Annotated in this window: 17 protein-coding genes; 10 read left to right on the top strand and 7 right to left on the bottom strand. The window is 63.5% G+C overall.

The window, feature by feature from the left end; translation table 11 throughout:
• Positions 1–97 precede the first annotated feature (97 nt).
• From ACR30Z_RS15170 to ACR30Z_RS15180, 3 genes are all read left to right on the top strand, one after another.
• On the top strand, positions 98–1,378 hold the full coding sequence (locus tag ACR30Z_RS15170; protein WP_434373347.1) for an MFS transporter: 1,281 nt from the start codon (positions 98–100) through the stop codon (positions 1,376–1,378).
• Positions 1,379–3,874, top strand: a complete 2,496-nt coding sequence (locus tag ACR30Z_RS15175; protein WP_434373348.1) for a beta-glucosidase — start codon at positions 1,379–1,381, stop codon at positions 3,872–3,874. It begins immediately after the preceding gene.
• 154 nt (positions 3,875–4,028) lie between these two features.
• Positions 4,029–4,328, top strand: a complete 300-nt coding sequence (locus tag ACR30Z_RS15180) for a DUF4193 domain-containing protein (RefSeq protein ID WP_011773410.1) — start codon at positions 4,029–4,031, stop codon at positions 4,326–4,328.
• A 106-nt stretch (positions 4,329–4,434) separates the two neighbouring features.
• Here ACR30Z_RS15180 and ACR30Z_RS15185 read toward each other — a convergent pair whose 3' ends face one another.
• The 3 genes from ACR30Z_RS15185 to ACR30Z_RS15195 all read right to left on the bottom strand — a co-directional run bounded on the left by ACR30Z_RS15185 (position 4,435) and on the right by ACR30Z_RS15195 (position 5,778).
• Positions 4,435–4,812 carry a LapA family protein gene (locus ACR30Z_RS15185; RefSeq protein WP_434373349.1) on the bottom strand — a complete coding sequence of 126 codons (378 nt, stop codon included), beginning with the start codon at positions 4,810–4,812 and terminating at the stop codon, positions 4,435–4,437.
• A gap of 168 nt (positions 4,813–4,980) precedes the next feature.
• Positions 4,981–5,211: a hypothetical protein gene (locus ACR30Z_RS15190; protein ID WP_167510458.1), complete on the bottom strand. Its 231-nt coding sequence runs from the start codon at positions 5,209–5,211 to the stop codon at positions 4,981–4,983.
• Between the two features lie 342 nt (positions 5,212–5,553).
• Complete coding sequence (locus ACR30Z_RS15195; RefSeq protein WP_144650127.1) at positions 5,554–5,778, bottom strand: hypothetical protein; 225 nt, start codon at positions 5,776–5,778, stop codon at positions 5,554–5,556.
• A gap of 94 nt (positions 5,779–5,872) precedes the next feature.
• Between ACR30Z_RS15195 and ACR30Z_RS15200 the strand changes: the two genes are divergently transcribed.
• The 4 genes from ACR30Z_RS15200 (at position 5,873) to ACR30Z_RS15215 (ending at position 8,369) form a co-directional block, all read left to right on the top strand.
• The gene (locus ACR30Z_RS15200) at positions 5,873–6,379 is read left to right on the top strand and encodes a MarR family winged helix-turn-helix transcriptional regulator (RefSeq protein ID WP_434373351.1); all 507 of its coding nucleotides are present in this window, start codon (positions 5,873–5,875) and stop codon (positions 6,377–6,379) included.
• 103 nt (positions 6,380–6,482) lie between these two features.
• Positions 6,483–7,010, top strand: coding sequence for an SSI family serine proteinase inhibitor (locus tag ACR30Z_RS15205; protein ID WP_434373352.1), 528 nt, complete (start codon positions 6,483–6,485; stop codon positions 7,008–7,010).
• A complete protein-coding gene (locus ACR30Z_RS15210) occupies positions 6,997–7,962 on the top strand; it encodes a 3-methyladenine DNA glycosylase (RefSeq protein ID WP_434373353.1) in 966 nt (321 codons plus the stop codon). The genes ACR30Z_RS15205 and ACR30Z_RS15210 overlap by 14 nt, the downstream gene beginning before the upstream one ends.
• Positions 7,963–7,964: 2 nt before the next feature.
• On the top strand, positions 7,965–8,369 hold the full coding sequence (locus tag ACR30Z_RS15215; protein WP_144650118.1) for a serine protease inhibitor: 405 nt from the start codon (positions 7,965–7,967) through the stop codon (positions 8,367–8,369).
• A gap of 87 nt (positions 8,370–8,456) precedes the next feature.
• Here the strand turns inward: ACR30Z_RS15215 and ACR30Z_RS15220 are convergent, their stop codons facing one another.
• Positions 8,457–11,543, bottom strand: coding sequence for a S8 family serine peptidase (locus ACR30Z_RS15220; RefSeq protein ID WP_434373388.1), 3,087 nt, complete (start codon positions 11,541–11,543; stop codon positions 8,457–8,459).
• Positions 11,544–11,891: 348 nt separating this feature from the next.
• Complete coding sequence (locus ACR30Z_RS15225) at positions 11,892–14,834, bottom strand: exo-alpha-sialidase (RefSeq protein WP_434373354.1); 2,943 nt, start codon at positions 14,832–14,834, stop codon at positions 11,892–11,894.
• Positions 14,835–15,073: 239 nt separating this feature from the next.
• On the opposite strand from ACR30Z_RS15225, the gene ACR30Z_RS15230 reads away from it, so the two are divergent.
• The gene (locus ACR30Z_RS15230; RefSeq protein WP_144650117.1) at positions 15,074–16,021 is read left to right on the top strand and encodes a phosphoglycerate dehydrogenase; all 948 of its coding nucleotides are present in this window, start codon (positions 15,074–15,076) and stop codon (positions 16,019–16,021) included.
• Between the two features lie 125 nt (positions 16,022–16,146).
• Positions 16,147–17,130 carry a manganese catalase family protein gene (locus tag ACR30Z_RS15235; protein WP_434373355.1) on the top strand — a complete coding sequence of 328 codons (984 nt, stop codon included), beginning with the start codon at positions 16,147–16,149 and terminating at the stop codon, positions 17,128–17,130.
• Between the two features lie 59 nt (positions 17,131–17,189).
• Here the strand turns inward: ACR30Z_RS15235 and ACR30Z_RS15240 are convergent, their stop codons facing one another.
• A complete protein-coding gene (locus tag ACR30Z_RS15240) occupies positions 17,190–17,480 on the bottom strand; it encodes a DUF1540 domain-containing protein (RefSeq protein ID WP_144650113.1) in 291 nt (96 codons plus the stop codon).
• Positions 17,481–17,640: 160 nt separating this feature from the next.
• Positions 17,641–17,826 (bottom strand): hypothetical protein, encoded by a 186-nt coding sequence (locus ACR30Z_RS15245; RefSeq protein ID WP_144650111.1) that lies wholly within the window; start codon positions 17,824–17,826, stop codon positions 17,641–17,643.
• Between the two features lie 305 nt (positions 17,827–18,131).
• Here ACR30Z_RS15245 and purS point away from each other — a divergent pair, with 305 nt between their 5' ends.
• A complete protein-coding gene (gene purS / locus ACR30Z_RS15250; RefSeq protein ID WP_011773385.1) occupies positions 18,132–18,383 on the top strand; it encodes a phosphoribosylformylglycinamidine synthase subunit PurS in 252 nt (83 codons plus the stop codon).

Raw genomic sequence — 18,383 nt, forward strand, 5'->3', positions numbered from 1 at the left:
TCGACTTTTTTCCTTAAAACCTAGTCACACTAGATTTTTGAAGCTAGAGTCATTCCTCGAGACCCAACGGTGGGTCACCCGTTCATCAGGAGGCAATGTGGCCCTCAAACTCAATCCGCAACCGGCAGGCGCGGAAACCCTCGGCACGGAGCCCGGCAGCACCCCGCCCACGGCAGCTTCCCGCGCCTACGTCATCGGCATGCCCATCGCGAGCGCAGGCCTCTGGATGGCCGTCCTCGCTCCGGCCTTGGTGGTCCTGGCCATCAAGGTTTCGGAAATCACCACCCCGGATACGCGCGCCGGGGCCCTCAGCCTCGTGGCAGGCGTCGGCGCAACGGTCGCGTTGCTCGCCAACCCGCTGTTCGGACGCCTTAGCGACCGGACCACATCCCGCTTTGGCATGCGCAAACCATGGATCGTGGGCGGATCACTCGTGGGACTGGCCTCCCTCTTCATGCTGGGCTCCGGCACCAACGTCCTCACGGTCCTGGTGGCCTGGGTAGTAGCACAGCTGGGCTTCAACGCGGCACTCTCCGCCCTGGTGGCCACGCTCCCCGATCAAGCCGCCCCGTCGGAGCGCGGCCGCCTTTCAGGCCTCATCGGCATGACGCTTCCCATCGGCCTGGTTGCCGCAGCCTTCTTCGCGCAGATGTTCGACAACGCCATGCAGATGGCTGTTGTCCCCGGGATCGTTGGGACGGCAGTAGCTGTCGCCTTCGCATTTACGTTCAAGGACCGCGTCCTCACGGAGAAGCCGGCACCGCTGAACGCCAAGGAGATCATCGGCTCGTTCTATTTCAACCCCCGGGTGTTCCCCGGCCTGGGCTGGGCATGGTTGACCAAGTTCATGGTCTACGTCGGGTACTGCGCAGGGCTGCTCTATTTGCCGTACTTCTTCACGGACCACCTCCAAGTCGCCGAAAGCCAGGTCACCAGCCTGGTCTTCCAGGCAACGCTGGTGAGCTCCGCAGGCACCGTGATCACCAGCCTCGCCGGCGGCTGGATCAGTGACCGCATTGGTAAGAGGAAGAGCATGGTGATCATCTCGGCGCTGATCATGATGGCGGGCCTGGTTGTCATTGCCACCAGCACCAATACCAGTCAGGTTCTGGTCGGCCAGGGCATCCTGGGGCTCGGCCTCGGCGTCTTCAGCGCGGTGGACGTAGCCCTCATCACGGACCTCCTGCCTGGCAACCAGTCCGAGAATGCCAAGACCTTTGGTGTCTTCAATATCGCCCAGGCCCTTCCGCAGTCCCTGGTGCCGGCCATCGCCTTCCCCGTGATCGCCGTGGGCGGGTACCCCGCATTGTTCCTCGGTGGTGCGGCAGTCGGCATCATCGGCGCCCTCCTCGTCACACGAATCAAAGGAGTCAAGTAAATGAATCCCACACTCGCAGCTGCAGCCACGGCACCGCCTGCCGGCTCCCCGGATGCCGAAGCACGCATCCGTGAGCTCGCCCAGAGCCTGTCCCTTGAGCAGCAGATCCAACTGCTGACCGGCGCGGACGTCTGGTCCACGCACGCCATCCCGGACATTGGCCTGAGCCGCGTGGTCATGTCGGATGGCCCTGCCGGTGTCCGCGGCGAAGACTTCGATGAGCGGCACGACTCCGTTTCCCTGCCGTCGTCGTCCGCCCTGTCCGCCACCTGGAGCGTCGAAACGGCGCGCCGGTACGGCCAGGTCCTTGGCCAGGAGGCCCGCCGCAAGGGCGTTCACGCCGTCCTGGGCCCCACCATCAACCTGCACCGTTCCCCGCTGGGCGGCCGTCACTTCGAGTGCATGAGCGAGGACCCGAGGCTCACCGCAACCATGGCTGCGGGGTATGTTGCCGGCGTCCAGTCCATGGGCGTTGGCGCCACTCCCAAGCACTACCTGGCCAATGAGGCCGAGAGCGAGCGCTTCACGGCTGATTCCGTGGTGGACGAGCGGCCCTTGCGCGAGCTCTACCTGGCAGCCTTCGAGGACGCCATCACCGAAGCCCGTGCCTGGTTGGTGATGAGCTCGTACAACTCCATCAACGGCACCACAGCCAGCGAGAACAAGCTCCTGGAAACGCCGTTGTCCACCGAATGGGGCTTCGACGGCGTCGTCGTCTCCGACTGGACCGGCGTGCGGTCAGTCGACGCCGCCAATGCGCACCAGGATTTGGAAATGCCCGGTCCGGCAGGCCATTGGGGCCCCAAGCTGCTCGCTGCCGTGCAAGACGGGCGCGTCAGCCGGGACGCCATCCTGGAAAAGGTCACCCGCATCCTGCGGCTCGCTGCCAGAGTGGGATCACTGGAAGGTTTCGAACCCGCAGTTACCCAGCTCCCCACCGAACTGAACGGGGCCGCCGTCGCGCGTGAAGTGGCAGTCCGCGGTGCCGTACTGGTCCGCAACAAGGGCCTCCTCCCCCTTGATGCCAAGGCGCTCACGAGCGTGGCCGTGATCGGCCATAACGCCGACGAAGCCCGCACGCAGGGCGGTGGAAGTGCCACCGTCATGCCCAAGTACACCGTCTCGCCTTTGGAAGGCCTGCGGAAGGCGCTGCCCGACGACGTCAAGGTCACTTACGCGCGCGGCGCCAAGGTGGCCGAGGGCATCCAGGCGTTCCCTCGCGAGTCCCTTCACAATCCTGTTTCCGGGGAGCCTGGGCTACGCGTGACCTTCCTGGCGGAAGATGGCACCGAAATCTCCGGCGAAGACCGCTTGGCCTCGCACCTGATCTGGTTCGGCATCGGAATTCCCGACGGCGCCGCCTCCATCCGCATGGAGGCGGACTGGACTGCCGAAACAGCGGGCGTCCACCACTTGGGCGTCGGCACCGTGGGCCGGATCCGCTTTGTCCTGGACGGCACGGAAGTGTTCAACAGCGAACTTGAGGACGATACCGAAGTCCTCGGCGCGGCACTCTTCGATCCCCCCAAAACCGTCCACGCCCTCGAAACCTCGGTGGGCCAGACTGTTCGGATCGAGGCCGAGTACCAGTTGCCCAAGGAACAGGTCATCCCGTTCACGGCGATCCTGCTGGGCGAGGAGACGGTGGTTGCGGATCCGGGGGCCGAGATGGACGCCGCCGTGGACGCTGCCCGGAACTCCGACGTCGCTGTGATCGTAGTGGGCACCAACGCGGCGATTGAGTCCGAAGGCTTTGACCGCAGTGATCTTGACCTTCCCGGCTTCCAGAACCAGCTGGTGGAAGCTGTGGCCGCGGTCAGCCCGCGCACGGTGGTTGTGGTGAACTCCGGGTCGCCGGTCCTCATGCCATGGCTCGACAAGGTGGACGCAGTGTTGCTCGGGTGGTTCGGAGGCCAGGAATTCGGCAGCGCAATCGCCGACATCCTGCTGGGCATCGAAGAGCCCGGCGGCCGCCTTCCCACCACTTGGCCGGCAGCGCTGGCGGATGTTCCGGTGCTCAGCACCACGCCCGTCGACGGCAAAGTGGTGTATGCCGAGGGAATCCATCTCGGCTACCGTGCGTGGCTCAAGCAGGAAGCCGAAGGTGGCGCCGCTCCGGCTCTTCCCTTCGGTTATGGCCTTGGCTATACGACGTTCGAGCTCGGCACAGCCCACGCACCGCAGGTGGTTACCGCGGGGAACGACGTTGTGGTTCACGTGCCCATCAAGAACACCGGCACGCGGACAGGCCGCGAGGTTGTGCAGGTCTATCTGGACCGCCCGCTCTCCACGGTTGAACGCCCGGTCCGCTGGCTTGCCGGCTACGCTGGAACGCACCTTGCCCCGGCCGGTACGGACAGCGTGGAAATCCGCGTCCCCGCCAAAGCATTTGCACATTACGACGGCGGCTGGCAGTTTGAGCGGGGCACCTTCCGCCTGCTGGTAGGCCGCCACGCAGCCGACGAATTCCAAACCCTGGACATCGAACTCCGGTAATACAGGGCGAAAACACCGTGTGTGGCGGCTTTTTCGGGCCGCCACCCACGTGGTTTTCGCCACAAGCGGTAGAACTGGGGTATGGTATGGAATTTTCGTGGCATGCTGTACGTTGCATACCCGGTAACCCCCTAACACGAAGAGGCATTAAAAAGTGGCAGCCGATTACGACGAACTCCGTACCGATGTAAAAGAGAACCAGGAGCAGTCCCTCCAGGCTCTCCAGTCCGCCAGCGCTCCCACGGCCAAGAGTGTCGTGCTTGAACTGGACGAAACCGATGGCCTTGACGCCAACGGCCCCGGCGGCGAAATCGTCGCTGAAGAACTTGTTATCCAGGTCATTCCGCAGGCAAACGACGAGTTCACTTGTCACTCCTGCTTCCTGGTCCGTCACCGCTCGCAGATCGCACGCGAAAAAGATGGCGTCGCCTACTGCACCGACTGCGAAGGCTAGGACGACACACCACCCCGGCGGACTTACATCGTCAGGGAGTGCCGCCGTCGGGATTAAATTGCGGAAGGACCGGAGCAAACGCTCCGGTCCTTCCGCAGTTAATGGCCTAAGGCGCCAGTCCCGTGCCGCCCACTGTCCTCTTGCGGCGGTGATTGCTCATCCGCAGCTGGAGGATCCGCGCGCCGCCTGCGAGGGCAACCAGCACGCCCCCGCCCACAGCCGCTATGAACAACGTGGTGCCGAGCGCCAGCGTCCCTTCCAGCCCAAAGAACCGGACGGTGATCATGTCCTGGTTTTGGACGAAGAACACGATCAGCATCACCAGGACCACCAAGCCGACAGCCACCGCCACCCACAAGGCGGCGGTGCGGGTGGGCCGGGCATGACCTGGCGCCGGCGGCGGAAGCACTCGGTCCTGGGAACTGCCCCGGTCCGGGCGCGCGGAACTGCCCGGAACCCCTGCTGCATCTTCTTGGAAACTCATTGACGTCCCCCTTTGCATCAGCACCTACCGTGCACTTCACATAATAAGCATGCTGACTAGTTGCTCAACAGTGGCACGGCCACCAAAGCAGGGTCAAGGTGGCGCACCAGTCATCACTTAAGGAAGGACCGGAGTTCGCGGTCCGGTCCTTCGGCATTTCACGTCCCGTTACAGGGAGTAGTCAGTGGTGGTCGGGCCAGGATCGTCGTTCCGGACGGCATAATGATGACCCTCGGAGTCAGTCTCTACATCGAAATGCTTCAGGTCTTCCTCTGAAGCGGACTCGAAATCATCATGCTTATGCACCACGGGGCTGTCCGTGTCGCCGTGGGTTGCCGGTCCAAAAACGGACTGCAGCCGCTCGGTCACGTGGACGAAGCCTTCCATTCTGCGTCCCATGTTTTCCACCTCCCTTCTTACCGGAGAGCGAAAAAGCGGCAGGGCTGGTGCGTGCCGTTCAGTGAGGTAATTTTACGCCCGGAAAAGGAAAAAGGCGCGGCCCTGAGCTAAGCAAAGTCAACGCCGAGTTGGCATCTCATGACAATGTTCCGCCGAAGAATGGGCATTAACTGTCATCTCGCGGGGATCCTAGAACGCCTGCCCGGCTGCCAGGACCATGCCTTCTGGAACGTCGACGCCGGCCGGCCGGGTCAGTGCAGTCAACACCGAACTGACAGTTGATGGCAATACTCCCAGGAAACATGGGCATTAACTGTCAACTCGGCGGAAGGTGGGGAGCGTTTACCGCAGGGACTTGTCGTCGGGATTGCGGGGCACCACGTAGGTGCTGCCGTCCGGGCGACGGAGGGTCTCCCACTGCTGCGCTTCGGCTTGGCGCTGGACCAGCAGCTTCCGGTTGGCCTCGGTCATCTCGTGATCAAGGGAGCTGCTGTGGGCCGGACCAAAGATGACCCTGAACTTGCCAGTGGCGCGCATGAACTTCCGCGTAAGGGATTCCTTTGCCACGCAGATCGACTCCTTTTTAGACGGTTCAACATCTCCATAGTACGCTAATTGTTAGTACACTAACTAATTGCCGCAGCGAGCACAGGAGGCAGCCATGACCAGCGTCAGCGAGACCACCCAGGACACCGATGACCTCCTGCTGGAGCGCCAGCTGTGCTTCGCCCTCACCGTCGCCTCGCGGAGCGTGGTAGGTGTCTACAAACCCGTACTGGAGCGGCTCGGCCTCACCCATCCCCAGTATTTGGTAATGCTGGCTCTCTGGGAGCGCAGCCCCAGAACCCTCAAGGACATCAGCGACAGCCTTCTGCATGAACCGGCCACACTGTCGCCGCTCCTGAAGCGCCTGGAAGAGGCTGAGCTCATCACCCGCGAGCGCGTTACCGGCAATGAGCGCGCATTGGCCATCAGGTTGACGGACAAGGGCGCCGCGCTCCGCGAGCAGGCCACAGCCGTTCCGGGCGAGATCCGCGAGCGCCTGCAGCTAAGCCGCGAGGAGGTCGCTGAGCTTCACCAAGCCATGACTGGCCTCATCGCGGCAACCCAGCGAAGCGGCGCCCACCCGAGCGATGCCCCCTCCATGGAAAACGGCGCCAGCCGTTAGCCAATCGGAAGCACAACTCCCTAGCCAAGCGCACGGCCTCAGTGGTCTTCTTGAAACGAGCACCGAAAGTGCCACGTAAAATGGACGCAACCTAGGAGATTCCATGCGCATGCGATTTGTTGGCCCCCTGCTGGCAGTACTGGCCGTCACCGGCCTCGCCGCATGCTCAGGCACCCCCACTCAAGGGTCCACGGGAAGCGCAACCCAAGCGCCGTCGTCGTCGGCTGCTTCAAGCAGCCCCACAGCCCCCGGCAGCGCCTCCCCCAGCAGCCAGCCAGCCACCCCCGGCCAGGGCAACGCCGAGCTCTCCATTACGCTCCTCGAGGCTCCGGATGCCCCGCTCAAGGCCTTCACGCTCGTGTGCGCAGCGGGCACGCCGGCGGCCGAAAGCGAGCACCCATCAGCCGCGGAAGCGTGCACTGCCATCAAGGACAACCCGGCCATCCTCAACCCGGCCCCCACCAAGACCGACCAGGCCTGCACCATGCAGTACGGCGGTCCCGCGACGGCCAAGGTGACCGGCTCCGTGGACGGCAAGGAAGTCACCGCAGCCTTCAGCCGCACGGACGGCTGCCAGATAGCGCTCTGGGATGCGGCGAAGAGCATCCTCGGATCAGATGGCGGCCTCTAGGCAGCAGCACCTCCCCCAGGAGCAATGGCTCGGGCTGGAGGCAGCCCATCATGCTCGGGTCGCGCGCTACGCAGATCCCTACCTGGCCCGGCGCTCGGCCGGCAAGAAACACCCCGTGGAGGATTTCCTCTTCACCTACTACACCCAGAAGCCAGGCCAACTGCTGCGCTGGCACCCGGGCGACGGCGTGGTCCTCAGCGGCGTTCACGCCCTTGAGCGCGCCAACTGGAAGTTCTACCGGATGCTCGACGACGGCGAACTCACCTCTCTGGGATTGTCCCCCGGTACACCGGCGGTCACCTTCGACCGGGCCGGCTTCCTGGCCGACCGCGCCGAAGCGGTTCGCTTTGCGGGCATCATCCTTGCGGGGACAGCGAAGCGTCCAGCCCAATTCGGCTGCTTCGGACTGCACGAGTGGGCCATGGTGTACCGGCAGGAGAAGTTCGAGCTGCGCCACGAATACCTGAAGCTGCGGCTGGGAGGCGAAGGCACGGACACGGTGGTGGAAGAGAACCGCATCCGCTGCTCCCACTTTGACGCTTTCCGCTTCTACACTCCGGACGCTTTGCCGCTCAATGAGCTCACGCCCACCCGCGAGAACCAACGGACCATGGAACAACCGGGCTGCCTGCACGCCAACATGGACCTCTACAAGTGGGCCTACAAGCTGACGCCGGCCCTGCCGAGTGAACTGGTGATGGACTGCTTCGAGTTGTCGTGGCGGATCCGGGCCATGGACATGCAGGCCTCTCCGTACGATCTTGAAGAATGGGGCTACCCGCCCATCAGGATTGAGACACCACAGGGCAAGGCCGAGTACGTTGAGTACCAGCGGGCTTTCGCGGCCGAATCACAGGAGCTGCGGGCCCGCGTGCTCCAGGCAGTAGAACCGCTCTTGGACGAGCTGAGCGGTTTCATGGTCGGAGCACCCGCCGCCACCAGCGAAAGGTAACCATGGTTTCCGAAAAGAACAGCGAGCCAGCCAGCAGCGAGTACGACGTCGACCTCACGGTCACGCTGACAGAGGCACCTGGCGCTGAGAGTCGGGAGTTCCACCTACGGTCCGCTGCCGGCCTCCTCTCGCCCGACCCGGATTCGATGCACTCAAACTTGCCGGACGCGCTTGCGGCGCTTGCCGCCGTCGAACAGTTCGGGGAGGAAATCTTCTTTCCCGAGCCACGGCCGGACCGGATCTGCACGCAGCAGTATGGCGGTCCGCAGGTTGCGGTGGTCAAGGGCTGGTTCCGTGGACGCAAAGTCCACAGCCATTTCAGCCGGACGGACGGGTGCGAGATCGCACGGTGGAAGACCTTGGCTGCGCTGCTGGGCAATACCGGAGGCTCCACGGGCGCCGTCTAGGACACACCTTCCGGCTCGCGACACGCAAATGGGCTGGGGACGCCCGGATTCGGGAGTCCTCAGCCCATTTGCGTGTCTTGCAGGGGTTTAGCCGGCGTTATTGCTCTGTGTCGGCTCATCGCCGCGGATCTTGCCCCGCGGCTTCTTGTCCTTCTTGTCCTTCTTGGGGTCTTCCTCATCCGGAACCACAACAGCTCCGCCGGGGTTGACCATGACCGTGACGAAGCTCGGCTCGCTGGTACCTGCGAAGGTGAGTCGGCCAATGTAGGAGCCTGGTTCCAGGTTCTTCCAGTTCAGCGAAATCTGGCCCGTCTTGCCGTTGGCGAGTCGGATCGGATTCGGCGTCACGGTGGCGTTGCCCTGGTTGGCTCCCAGGACCGCAGCATCAACAGTGGCCTTGGTGGGCTGGTTGTTGGGGCTCGCATAGAGGTTGGCGAACACGTAGTAGTCGCCCGGTGCTGGGTTGGGCACGGACAGGGTTTCGCTGGCCGAGGCCGTTGCGGCCGGCAATTGCTGGCCGGACGGCGTCAGGACCAGCATGTCGAAGTCCGCGGCCTCGTTGGAGGAGATGACCGAGAACTTGGCCAGGGCACTGCCCTCACCAACGGTCACCTTCTTCACGTAGTTGGACGCATTGGTTTCGCCGGCAAACGGGCCCGGAACCAACTCAACTGCGGAGGAGTCCGCCTTGGACAGGCCATCAATGGTCACGCCCACCGGCAGGTTGGTACCGGAGGTGATGTTGATGGTGCCGGAACCGTTGGGGCCCGTTCCCGTGAACGCCAGTGCCTTGTCCGCGATGACGGACTGTGGCCGCACTGCGATGGGCGAGGTGACGGTCTTGTTGGCACCCTGCCAGCTCAGCGAACCCATGGCGAACTTGCCCAGTTCGGCGTTCTTGTTTTCGAACTGCACCTTGAAGGTCTTCTTTTCGCCGGGTGCGCCGAAGGTCAGCACGGACGGCGTGACCTTGACGTTGACTCCGGGAACGTTGGCCGTTGCACGGTAAGTGCCCGCCGTCAGCGCCGTCAAAGTACGCGTGACCTCGATCTTGCCTGCGAGGTTTCCGAGTGCGAAGGACGGCACGTTCATGTCGCGGGGCTGTGTGGTGCCCAGCCCCTCGATACCCAGGTCCATGCCCGTACCCTGGACAAACTTGAGGTAGTCCTCGGTAGTGGCGTCGTAGACCAGGCCCGGGCTGAGGACCTTCGCGGGGTCAACCTGCCCCGCGCCGGTGGCGAAGACGTCCTTGTTGACGGCGCCGTTGGCCAACTTGACCGGACCAGCGGTGGTCATCATGGCGGACTTCACGGTGGCCGGGGACCACTGTGGGTTCTTGCCCAGGATCAGTGCGCCGAAGCCGGCAACGTGCGGTGACGCCATCGAGGTCCCGGAGAGGAAGCCGAAGTCGTCGCCACCGGTACCGATCGGTGAAACACCCGCGAGGATGGCAACGCCGGGAGCGGATACGTCGGGCTTGAGCAGGTCCGAATCAGTGGCAAGCAGCGGTCCGCGGGAGGAGAATCCAGCGATCTGCGGCTGCGCTTCGGCAGGCAGGCCCGTGGTGTCGCGGTTCAACAGGGACACGGTGATGGCCGGGTTGGCAGTGACCTTGTCCTTGATGGTCTGCGTTGCAGGCGGGTTGACGTGGACAGTGGGGATTACGTGCTTGTCGGTGTCCAGGGACGAATCCGTCAGGTTCACCAGGATCATCCCGACGCCGCCGCCACGCAGGACCTCGGCGCTCTTGGCGGTGCGGTCAACCACTCCGCGGTCACAGACAACAACCTTGCCGGCCACCTTGGCCGGGTCCAAGGACCCGGGAGCGCACAGGGCCGCGTTGCCTTGGCCGCTGGCGGCGTTGGTGGACAGCACGACGCCGGCCCCACTCACCTCGCGGTTCATGATGCTCGCTCCGCGGAACTTGCTGCCATCGGAGAACTCAACAGTGCCCTGGAGTTCCTGCGAGAAGGACGTAGCCGCAACCGTGGTCAGCCAGGGGGCTCCGTGGTTCACGGTGCTGGCGGTGGGCCCGGAGTTACCGGCCGAGGTTGCCACGAAGATGCCAGCGGACGCTGCGGACAGGAATGCCAGCGAGACGGGGTCCGTGGTGGTGGTGGTGGAACCGGAGATGGAGTAGTTCAACACGTCCACGCCGTCCAGGATGGCCTGCTCGATCGCGTCAACGGAGGCGGAGCCATAGCAACCACCCGTGGCGGGGTCGGTGTCTTCCCAGCAGACTTTGTAGACAGAGAGCTTGGCGGCGGGTGCGATGCCGCTGGTGGTTCCAAAGCTGCGACCGTCAACCACGGCATCGACGTTGGCGTTGCCTGCCGCAGTGCTGGCTGTGTGGGTGCCGTGGCTGTCCACGTCCACGGGAGAGATGACTTCTTCAGGGGCGCGGTTTTCCGGCGGAACGGTCTCCAGGAAAGCGTCAGCGAAGTAGTGGGTGCTCAGGACCTTGGAGTTGCAGGCGCTGCCATCGTAGTCGGCACCGGTATCCGTGCCGGGCTGGCATTCACCTATGAAGGTATCGCCGTCAGCCTTGAGCATGGCGATCTTGCCGTCGGCGGTGCGGTAGGGAACGCCCACTTGGGGGTTGCCGACCAGCGGACCAACCGGTTCACCGGCAAAGAACGGGTTTGAGGGGGTATAGCCGGTGTCGATAACACCCACGACCGTGCCCTTGCCGGCGTTTTCCTGGCCACCGTATTGGGTGGCCCAGGTGCCGTTCGGGCCGCTGAGCTTCAGGAAATCGGTGGTGGAGTAATCCGGTGCGTACTGCGTGTCCGGTGCCACCATGAGGACCTTGGGGTCCTTGGCCAGGTTGATGGCCTGGTCCGCCGTCAGGTTGGCGCTGAAGCCATTGACGGCGGTGGTGAAGTCACGCTCGATGGTGATGTTTTCCTGTTTCGCGACTTCCTGCTGCTTCTGCTGCAGGTGCGATTGGTACTCCTTCACCTCGGCGCTGTCGGCGTCGAGCTTTTTGCCCTCCTCCGGCTTGGTCGGCGCAAGACCCGCCGTGCCGCCGTCGTAAGTAGCCGCAGGCTTCTCGGCAAGGACCACCATGTAGCGGCCGTCCTTATACGCGCTGGGGTCAAGGTTCTTCTTGGCCACACCTGCAACATTCCCGGGCGTCTCCGGGCCGGGAGCGGCCTGGGCCGGCATCGCCATCGACGAGAGCAGCAACGGCAGTCCGACGGCGAGCGCCGCGGCCTTCCGAAGTCCCCCGCTTCTGACGAAGCTCTTTCCTTGTGATTTCACGAGTGGTTGCACCTTTCACTGAGGGAGGCCCGGGCTCCATCGCCAAGGCCTGTCAACTGGAGTTGGTTGGATTAGTGACAGTTCTTGTCAAAAATGCGCAACCAGCCGAGTCACAGAGTACCTAGTGAGAGCCGAATATGACATACAGCACATTTCAGGAATTTTGTCTTGTCACAGGACGGGTGATTCGTCATGGAAGGACAAACAACGGACCGCAGGAATGTCCCGCGGTCCGTCGCCCGTCCACGCTGCGAAGCGTTACCCCTTGGGCGTCACCTGAAGCCGGTCAAAGGAGACCTGGACGCCATCCTTGTCCAGGACCACCACATCGTCCCGCCCGTTCTTGACGTCCGAGGGAAGGATGAATTCCACCGTGTTGTCCGTGGTGGGGAAGATCCAGCCCAAGCGGTAGCTCGTCTTGTTCAGGTACACGTAGTACCAGTTCCCATAGTCGAGGCCCTTCAGCACCACCTTCTGCCCCGTGCGGTACTTGTCCGCAGTTCCCAGATCAGTGGGTGGAGTGCCCAGTTCCTGGACGGTCAGCGCGGGCTCGGCAACCGGTTGGGTCGGCTGCACGGCCAGTACCAGCGGATCACCTTCAGCAGCTGCGGCAACTTCACGGGATCCGTTGTGCGCTTTGGCCTCGAAGGAAACTGCACCGAGGGTTCCGGCAGCAACGTCCGCTGCCGTGAGCACATGCTCGCGCGTGGCAGTCACAGTGGATCCTGCCGCAAGCATGGCTTCCGAGATTCCCGCGTCCGGCGCCTCCAATCCGGTCACTGCGACGTTCCCGGCATTGCCCACGGTGTACGTGTAAGTCACGGGATCTCCGACGCTGGCGAACCGGTCCCCGTCGGCGTCGCTCCACTCGGCAGACACGGTTCCGTCAAGCCTGGGCTCCCGAACCTTGAGGTCCACTTCGCCGCCGTTCACGGCGATGGTCTTAGTGGTTTGGCCGGCAGAGCTGATCTCCCACGTGCTCGCCGGCACAAAGAAGCCCTGCTCGGCTTCTTGAGCGGTCACGGTGTGGCGCGGAGTGGTGCACTGGTAGCTCTGACCGGCAGGGAGCACGCCGTAGCGGCAGTTGCCCGGGCCATCCGGAAGGAAGGGGCTGAAGTTGCCGGCCGTAGGCACTACTTTCTCCACCAGCGGGCTCGTGTTCTTCACCGTGAAGGTGTACGGGACCAGGTCCCCGGCCGCGTACGGCTGGGTGGCAAGGTCACGCCCGACGTCGGCACGCGCCCCGCTGATGTCGGCCGTCAGCAGACCGTCGCGCAACGCGACCGCAGCGCCGGTGAACGGCACCGTTTTGGTGAGCGACGGCGTCGTGCTGGCTGTGACGCTGAAGCTCGCCTCCGGCACGAAGTAGCCGCGCTGGACGTCGGCAGCCGTGATCACATGCTTGGCGGTGGTGCAGTTGTAGCTGGCGCCTGCGGCCAGGTTGTTGAACCGGCAGTTGGGGGCCGACGGCGGCAGGAAGCCGGAGTCGAACGTTCCGGAAACCGGTACGGAGTTGGCGGTGACGTTGGCGGTGCTCTTGACGTTGAGCGAGTAGCTGAGGACCTCACCCACCTGGTACGGACTGGCCACGACGTCGCGGCTCGGCGCCGTTCCCGTGATGGTCAGGCCCACCTGCGGAGCCACCGGCACGGTGGCAGTGAAGGTGAACTGCGAAACCCGGCCGTTCGCCGTCGTGAAGGCGGCATTAAGGTTCCGCGGACCGCTGGCGTTGGCCGGTGCCGTCAGCGCTACGTTGACGCTCACCGAAGCACCGGGCGCGACGTCCGGAACCGGCACCGTGGTGGCTGCCCAGCCGGTGGGCGTGTAGATCGTTGCGGTAGCCCCGGAGAGTGTGGTGGCTTCCTGGTTGGTCACGGTCACGGGAACTTGCTGGGTAGCTCCCGGCGCGGTGGTGACAGCCGGGACGGAGAGTGGGGCGCAGGCGTAGTTCAGCCAGGCGTCGTCGAACTTCGCGAACGGCATGTTGTCTGTGTAGTTGCCCTCATAGAGCACACCGAACTTACCGTCCTCCAGTCGGGTCACCGTGGAATACGCGGAGAAACCCGCACGGATGGTGCGGACGCCCGGCCAAGTGGCGCCGTCGTCGCAGGAGATGCGAGCGGAGACGTTTTCGCGGCCGGTTTTGGAGTTGGCGTTGGTGAAAATGAGTTTCTTGGCGTCGGCTGAGCCCTGCGCTGCATGAGGGAACATGCGCGCGATGGCACCGTTGTTGGCGGGATCCGGAAGTTCCGTGTCCTGCGTGACGGGACCATAGGTGGCGCCGCCGTCAGTGGAAATGGCCACCTTGCGGTAGCCCTGGTTGGCGTTGTCCCGGGAGTTCAGGAGCACGCGTCCGTCGGAGAGTTCCACTGTCTTGTTCTCGTCCATCCGGTCACCGACGTTGGCACCCTTGTGCCACGTGGCGCCGTGGTCATCGGAGTACACGCTGTAGGCCTGGATCTTGTTGGTGCCGTCGGCCTGGCGCACATCGCCGGCGTACTGCTGGATGAGCCGGCCCTTGTACTGGCCGTACTTGAGCTGGATGCCTTCGCCGGAGGAGGCGAAGTTGGAGCGGACATCACCGGCCGCCGGGCTGGTCTTGCTGGTCCCGGGCTTGGTCACGTTGGTGATGAGCCGGGGCTGGCTCCAGGTGACCCCGCCATCGGAGGACTCGATGACAGCTGAGGAGATCACCGCCCTGTCGGCGTCGTCGTTGCCGAACTGGCTGCCGCCGAAGCCTTGGTCCTTGGAGTAGACGAAGAAGGCGAAGACCTTTCCGGCTTCAGCATCGTAAATGTAGGAGGGGTCGCTGTAGCCGTACTTGGGTCCGCTGGCATCGCCCACATGCCCGGCGGCGATCACCGTGACTGGCCCCCATGTCTGGCCTCCATCGGTGCTGCGTCGCTGGACGATCGAGTTCGGGTTGGGAGCATCGGCGGCTGATCCCGGACGCCCATCCCATGCTGCGAGCACCACATTGTTGCCCAAGTACGTCAGGGCTGGGATCCGGTAGAAGAAGTTGGCAGCCGTGCGGTCGGCACCGATGTTGGCCTCGGTGAAGGTACCCGGCGCCGCCGTGGGGTTGTTGGGCGGGATAGGGGCGGCGGTGGCTGGAAGACCCAGCCCGGCAAGGAGGCCCAAGCTCAGTGTGCCGGCAGCTGCGAGGCGGGCGAGCGATGGTGCAGGGGGTATGGATTTCAAATCCAGTGTCCTTTCGAATCGGCTCCGAGCTGGCAGATCACACCCATGTATTGCTTCAGGGATTGCAGTGATATGCCACCTCGGGATGGACGTTCGTGCTACGTGCCACGTCGAACGTCCTACAACCATAAGCGTGTTCGCCGTCACATTGCTAGGGATGAAGCTGGAGAAGATCTCCGGCGGAACGAAGCTGTAGCCTCGAGAGCAAACCGTCACTGCTCATGAACCTTGGAGTTGCCGTGAAAATCCTCGTCCCGGACACCATCGAACTGGACCTTTCCGATCTCGCCGCGTCAGGCGACGACGTGGTGGTCTACGCAGTGGACAAGCCCATCCCCAGCGAGCACCGCGACGCGGAGGTCCTGGTGGTGTGGCGGAACTCCTCAGAGAACCTGGCGGACGCCGCCGGGGAGTTGCCAAAGCTGAGGCTGGTTCAGACCCTCGCCGCCGGCCCCGACTCCGTACTCGCCGCCGGCTTTGCGGACGCCGTGGCCATCACCTCCGGCCGCTCACTCCATGACGGCCCGGTAGCTGAACATGCACTGGCGCTGGTGCTGGCAGCGATTCGCCGACTCGACATCCTGCTGGAATCCCAGAAAGCCGGCACGTGGAACCAGCCATACAACGCTGCCCAGTCCAACCCGGCGACCGAACAGCTTTACACGCTCGACGGCGCCAACGTCACCATTTGGGGCTTCGGTTCCATCGCGGGGCGGCTCGCTCCCCTCCTGGCCGCCTTGGGCGCGAAAGTCACCGGCGTGGCCAACTCCAAGGGTGAGCGCTACGGTTTCCCAGTCCACTCAACAACGGAGTTGCCCGACGTTTTGCGTACCACCGATGTCCTGATTTCAATCCTGCCCGCCACCCCCGAAACCACCGACGCCCTGAATGAGGAGGTCCTCGGCGCCCTGCCAAAGACCGCCGTCTTCGTCAACGTAGGCCGCGGCGCCACCGTTGACGAGGACGCACTCCTGGCCGCGCTGGGCGAGGGCCGCCTTCGCGCCGCCGCGCTGGACGTCACCAAGGTTGAACCGCTTCCCGCCGACTCAAAACTGTGGGACGCGCCCAACCTGATCATCACGCCCCACGTGGCAGGCAACCGCCCCAAAGGCTCCGCGAAACTGGTCCAGGCGAACATCAGCGCGCTCAAAGACGGCGCACCACTCACCAACCAGGTTGCGGGCTAGGCGATCCCGATTTCCCATGAAATTCCTTGCGCGTAAATAGTAAGCATGCTTATGTTAGTTGGGTCCGGGGTGGCCAGCAGAGGGTTTCCATCCCACGCATAGCATGAGACAACGTGAGGAAACGCATGTACCTGCACACCCAACTTCTCATCAATGAAATCGCTGCTGACGAGCCAGATCCCGCAGCCGCCAACGCCCTCCAGGAAGGACTGGGCGGACAGTTCGGCGAGATGCGCACCATGATGCAGTACCTCTTCCAAAGCATGAACTTCCGGGGAGACGCTGCCTCGAAGCCCTACAAGGACCTCCTTCAGGGCATCGGTACAGAAGAGATCAGCCACGTGGAGCTCATCGGAACCACCATTTCCCAACTCCTCGATGGTTCTCCCCGCTACCAAGGCAAGAAGTCCGATCCTGTGGACCAGCCGGGCGCGGGGGGAGCCGCTCCCCTGAAGATCGCCCTGGACACCAGCAACATCCACCACTATCTGGTGGGCGCCCAAGGTGCGTTGCCCGTGGACGCCGCCGGGAATCCCTGGAGTGGCTCTTACGTCTACAACAGTGGCAACCTGGTGCTGGACCTGCTGTACAACCTGATGTTGGAATCCACGGGCCGGCTCCAGAAGTGCCGGATCTACGAGATGACGGACAACAAGACGGCGCGCTCCACCATCGCGTACCTGATCGTTCGCGACCAAGCCCACGAGAATGCCTACGCCAAGGCATTGGAGAGCCTGGGCGTGAACTGGGGCAAGCTCCTTCCCATCCCAAAGACCAACGCTGAGCAATTCCCCGAAGTGAAGAAGCTCCTTGACCTGGGTCTCCAGAGCATTCAGTACACCTTCAGCGCTGACAACCTCAGCGAAGCAGGCAGGCTCTACCGCGGAGCATCACCGTCCAACGACGGCACGGAGCTCAGCACCCAGCAGATGCCTGACGGATTCCCCATGACCATCTCGCCGGAACGCAAGGAAGAGTTTGCCCCGGGATTGGATCCTGAACTCATGGCCTTGATCCAGGCCACGGCGGAACAGGAAATGAAGGAAGCCGACAGCCCCAAGGAAGCCACGTCGGCTGCGGCCAAGCCTGCGGCCGCCAAGAAGAAGTAGTCCACACGACAAAGCGGGCCTGTCCTCGAAAGAGGTCAGGCCCGCTTTTCGCGGAATTGTCAGGCGTGCTCGTACGTCAGGCAGTCAGCGGCCTCGCGTCCGGGGCCAACCCTGACGTCGTGTGCCTCGCACATGAGGTTGTTGTTGTGGACGCACTCGGAGCGCTGGCAAGCGCCGACGTGGGCCAGGACCTTGGGCAGTCCACCCATGGCATTCGTGTCAATGAACGTTGCGCAGGAAGCATGATCCTGGCTGCCACCGATGGTGATGCCAAAAGCGGTGCATCCATCATGGTTGAATCCGCAGCTTCCAACGCTACAGGCGGATACTTCGGCAATGTGTTCGGTCATTGTTCCTCCTGGTTGAGTCCTGAATGGTACTGGGGCTGAACCCCGCGTGTACTACCCAAGCTACGCCGAAATCATGCCCTTTAACCGCTTTGAATAGCGCATTTGTATGTGCCCTAATCCGCGTCATTCCGCCGGAAAACGGCCATCGGGAGGTTAGGTCCTACTTACTCGGAGTGCGCAGGGCGTCGCTGATTTTCGCCCGCGTTTCCTTATCCAGGGGCGCGGTCACGCGATGCTCCCGGGCAGCCTTGTCCGCTTTGATCTTCTGGATGACCATCCGGCCCAAACCTGCAAAAACGGCTGCGGCCACAACGCCCAGCACCATCGATTTCGGTTTCTCAGCCATGCCGCAATCCTAGTGACGCCTGCCACCCGGCGAAAGTGCCGCCGTCGAGCGTTCATCTGACCCGATTTCCGCCGCCACGGCGGGGTGGCCTCGCGCAATCGGGCTGAATAGGGTATGCGCGCCGCTCCCGGTAGAATAGGTGTGCAAGCTCGCGGAGCGCCCCCATGCCGTTCAAACATTGCAGTTCACAACCGTGTTTAACCCTGTGTTCATAACGCTGTTTGAATGCGGCTGAACGGCGTGAGACGGCACCTCCGCGGCAGCCTTATTTAAGGTTCACCCAACTCACGCACAGGAGTTACCGGATGCCCCGGATCGTCGTTGACGTCATGCCCAAGCCCGAGATTCTGGACCCCCAGGGGAAGGCCATCGTGGGTGCACTGCCCCGCCTCGGCTTCAACAGCTTCAGCGCAGTCCGCCAGGGCAAGCGCTTTGAACTGACCGTCGACGGTGAGGTGACCGACGCTATCCTGGCCCAGGCCCGCGAAGCTGCCGAGACCCTCCTGTCCAACCCGGTGATCGAGGATGTTGTCAACGTCGAGGTCGTCGAGGCCTGA

Origin of the sequence: Paenarthrobacter sp. FR1, from assembly GCF_051106045.1 — a bacterium.
In the GTDB taxonomy this organism is placed as follows: Bacteria; Actinomycetota; Actinomycetes; order Actinomycetales; family Micrococcaceae; genus Arthrobacter; species Arthrobacter nitroguajacolicus_A.

Coding starts and splice junctions, on each gene's coding strand:
- ACR30Z_RS15175 (WP_434373348.1), top strand. CDS start 1,379: ATGAATCCCACACTCGCAGCTGCAGCCACGGCACCGCCTGCCGGCTCC.
- ACR30Z_RS15185 (WP_434373349.1), bottom strand. CDS start 4,812: ATGAGTTTCCAAGAAGATGCAGCAGGGGTTCCGGGCAGTTCCGCGCGC.
- ACR30Z_RS15190 (WP_167510458.1), bottom strand. CDS start 5,211: ATGGGACGCAGAATGGAAGGCTTCGTCCACGTGACCGAGCGGCTGCAG.
- ACR30Z_RS15200 (WP_434373351.1), top strand. CDS start 5,873: ATGACCAGCGTCAGCGAGACCACCCAGGACACCGATGACCTCCTGCTG.
- ACR30Z_RS15205 (WP_434373352.1), top strand. CDS start 6,483: ATGCGCATGCGATTTGTTGGCCCCCTGCTGGCAGTACTGGCCGTCACC.
- ACR30Z_RS15210 (WP_434373353.1), top strand. CDS start 6,997: ATGGCGGCCTCTAGGCAGCAGCACCTCCCCCAGGAGCAATGGCTCGGG.
- ACR30Z_RS15215 (WP_144650118.1), top strand. CDS start 7,965: ATGGTTTCCGAAAAGAACAGCGAGCCAGCCAGCAGCGAGTACGACGTC.
- ACR30Z_RS15220 (WP_434373388.1), bottom strand. CDS start 11,543: ATGGCGATGCCGGCCCAGGCCGCTCCCGGCCCGGAGACGCCCGGGAAT.
- ACR30Z_RS15235 (WP_434373355.1), top strand. CDS start 16,147: ATGTACCTGCACACCCAACTTCTCATCAATGAAATCGCTGCTGACGAG.
- ACR30Z_RS15240 (WP_144650113.1), bottom strand. CDS start 17,480: ATGACCGAACACATTGCCGAAGTATCCGCCTGTAGCGTTGGAAGCTGC.
- ACR30Z_RS15245 (WP_144650111.1), bottom strand. CDS start 17,826: ATGGCTGAGAAACCGAAATCGATGGTGCTGGGCGTTGTGGCCGCAGCC.
- purS (WP_011773385.1), top strand. CDS start 18,132: ATGCCCCGGATCGTCGTTGACGTCATGCCCAAGCCCGAGATTCTGGAC.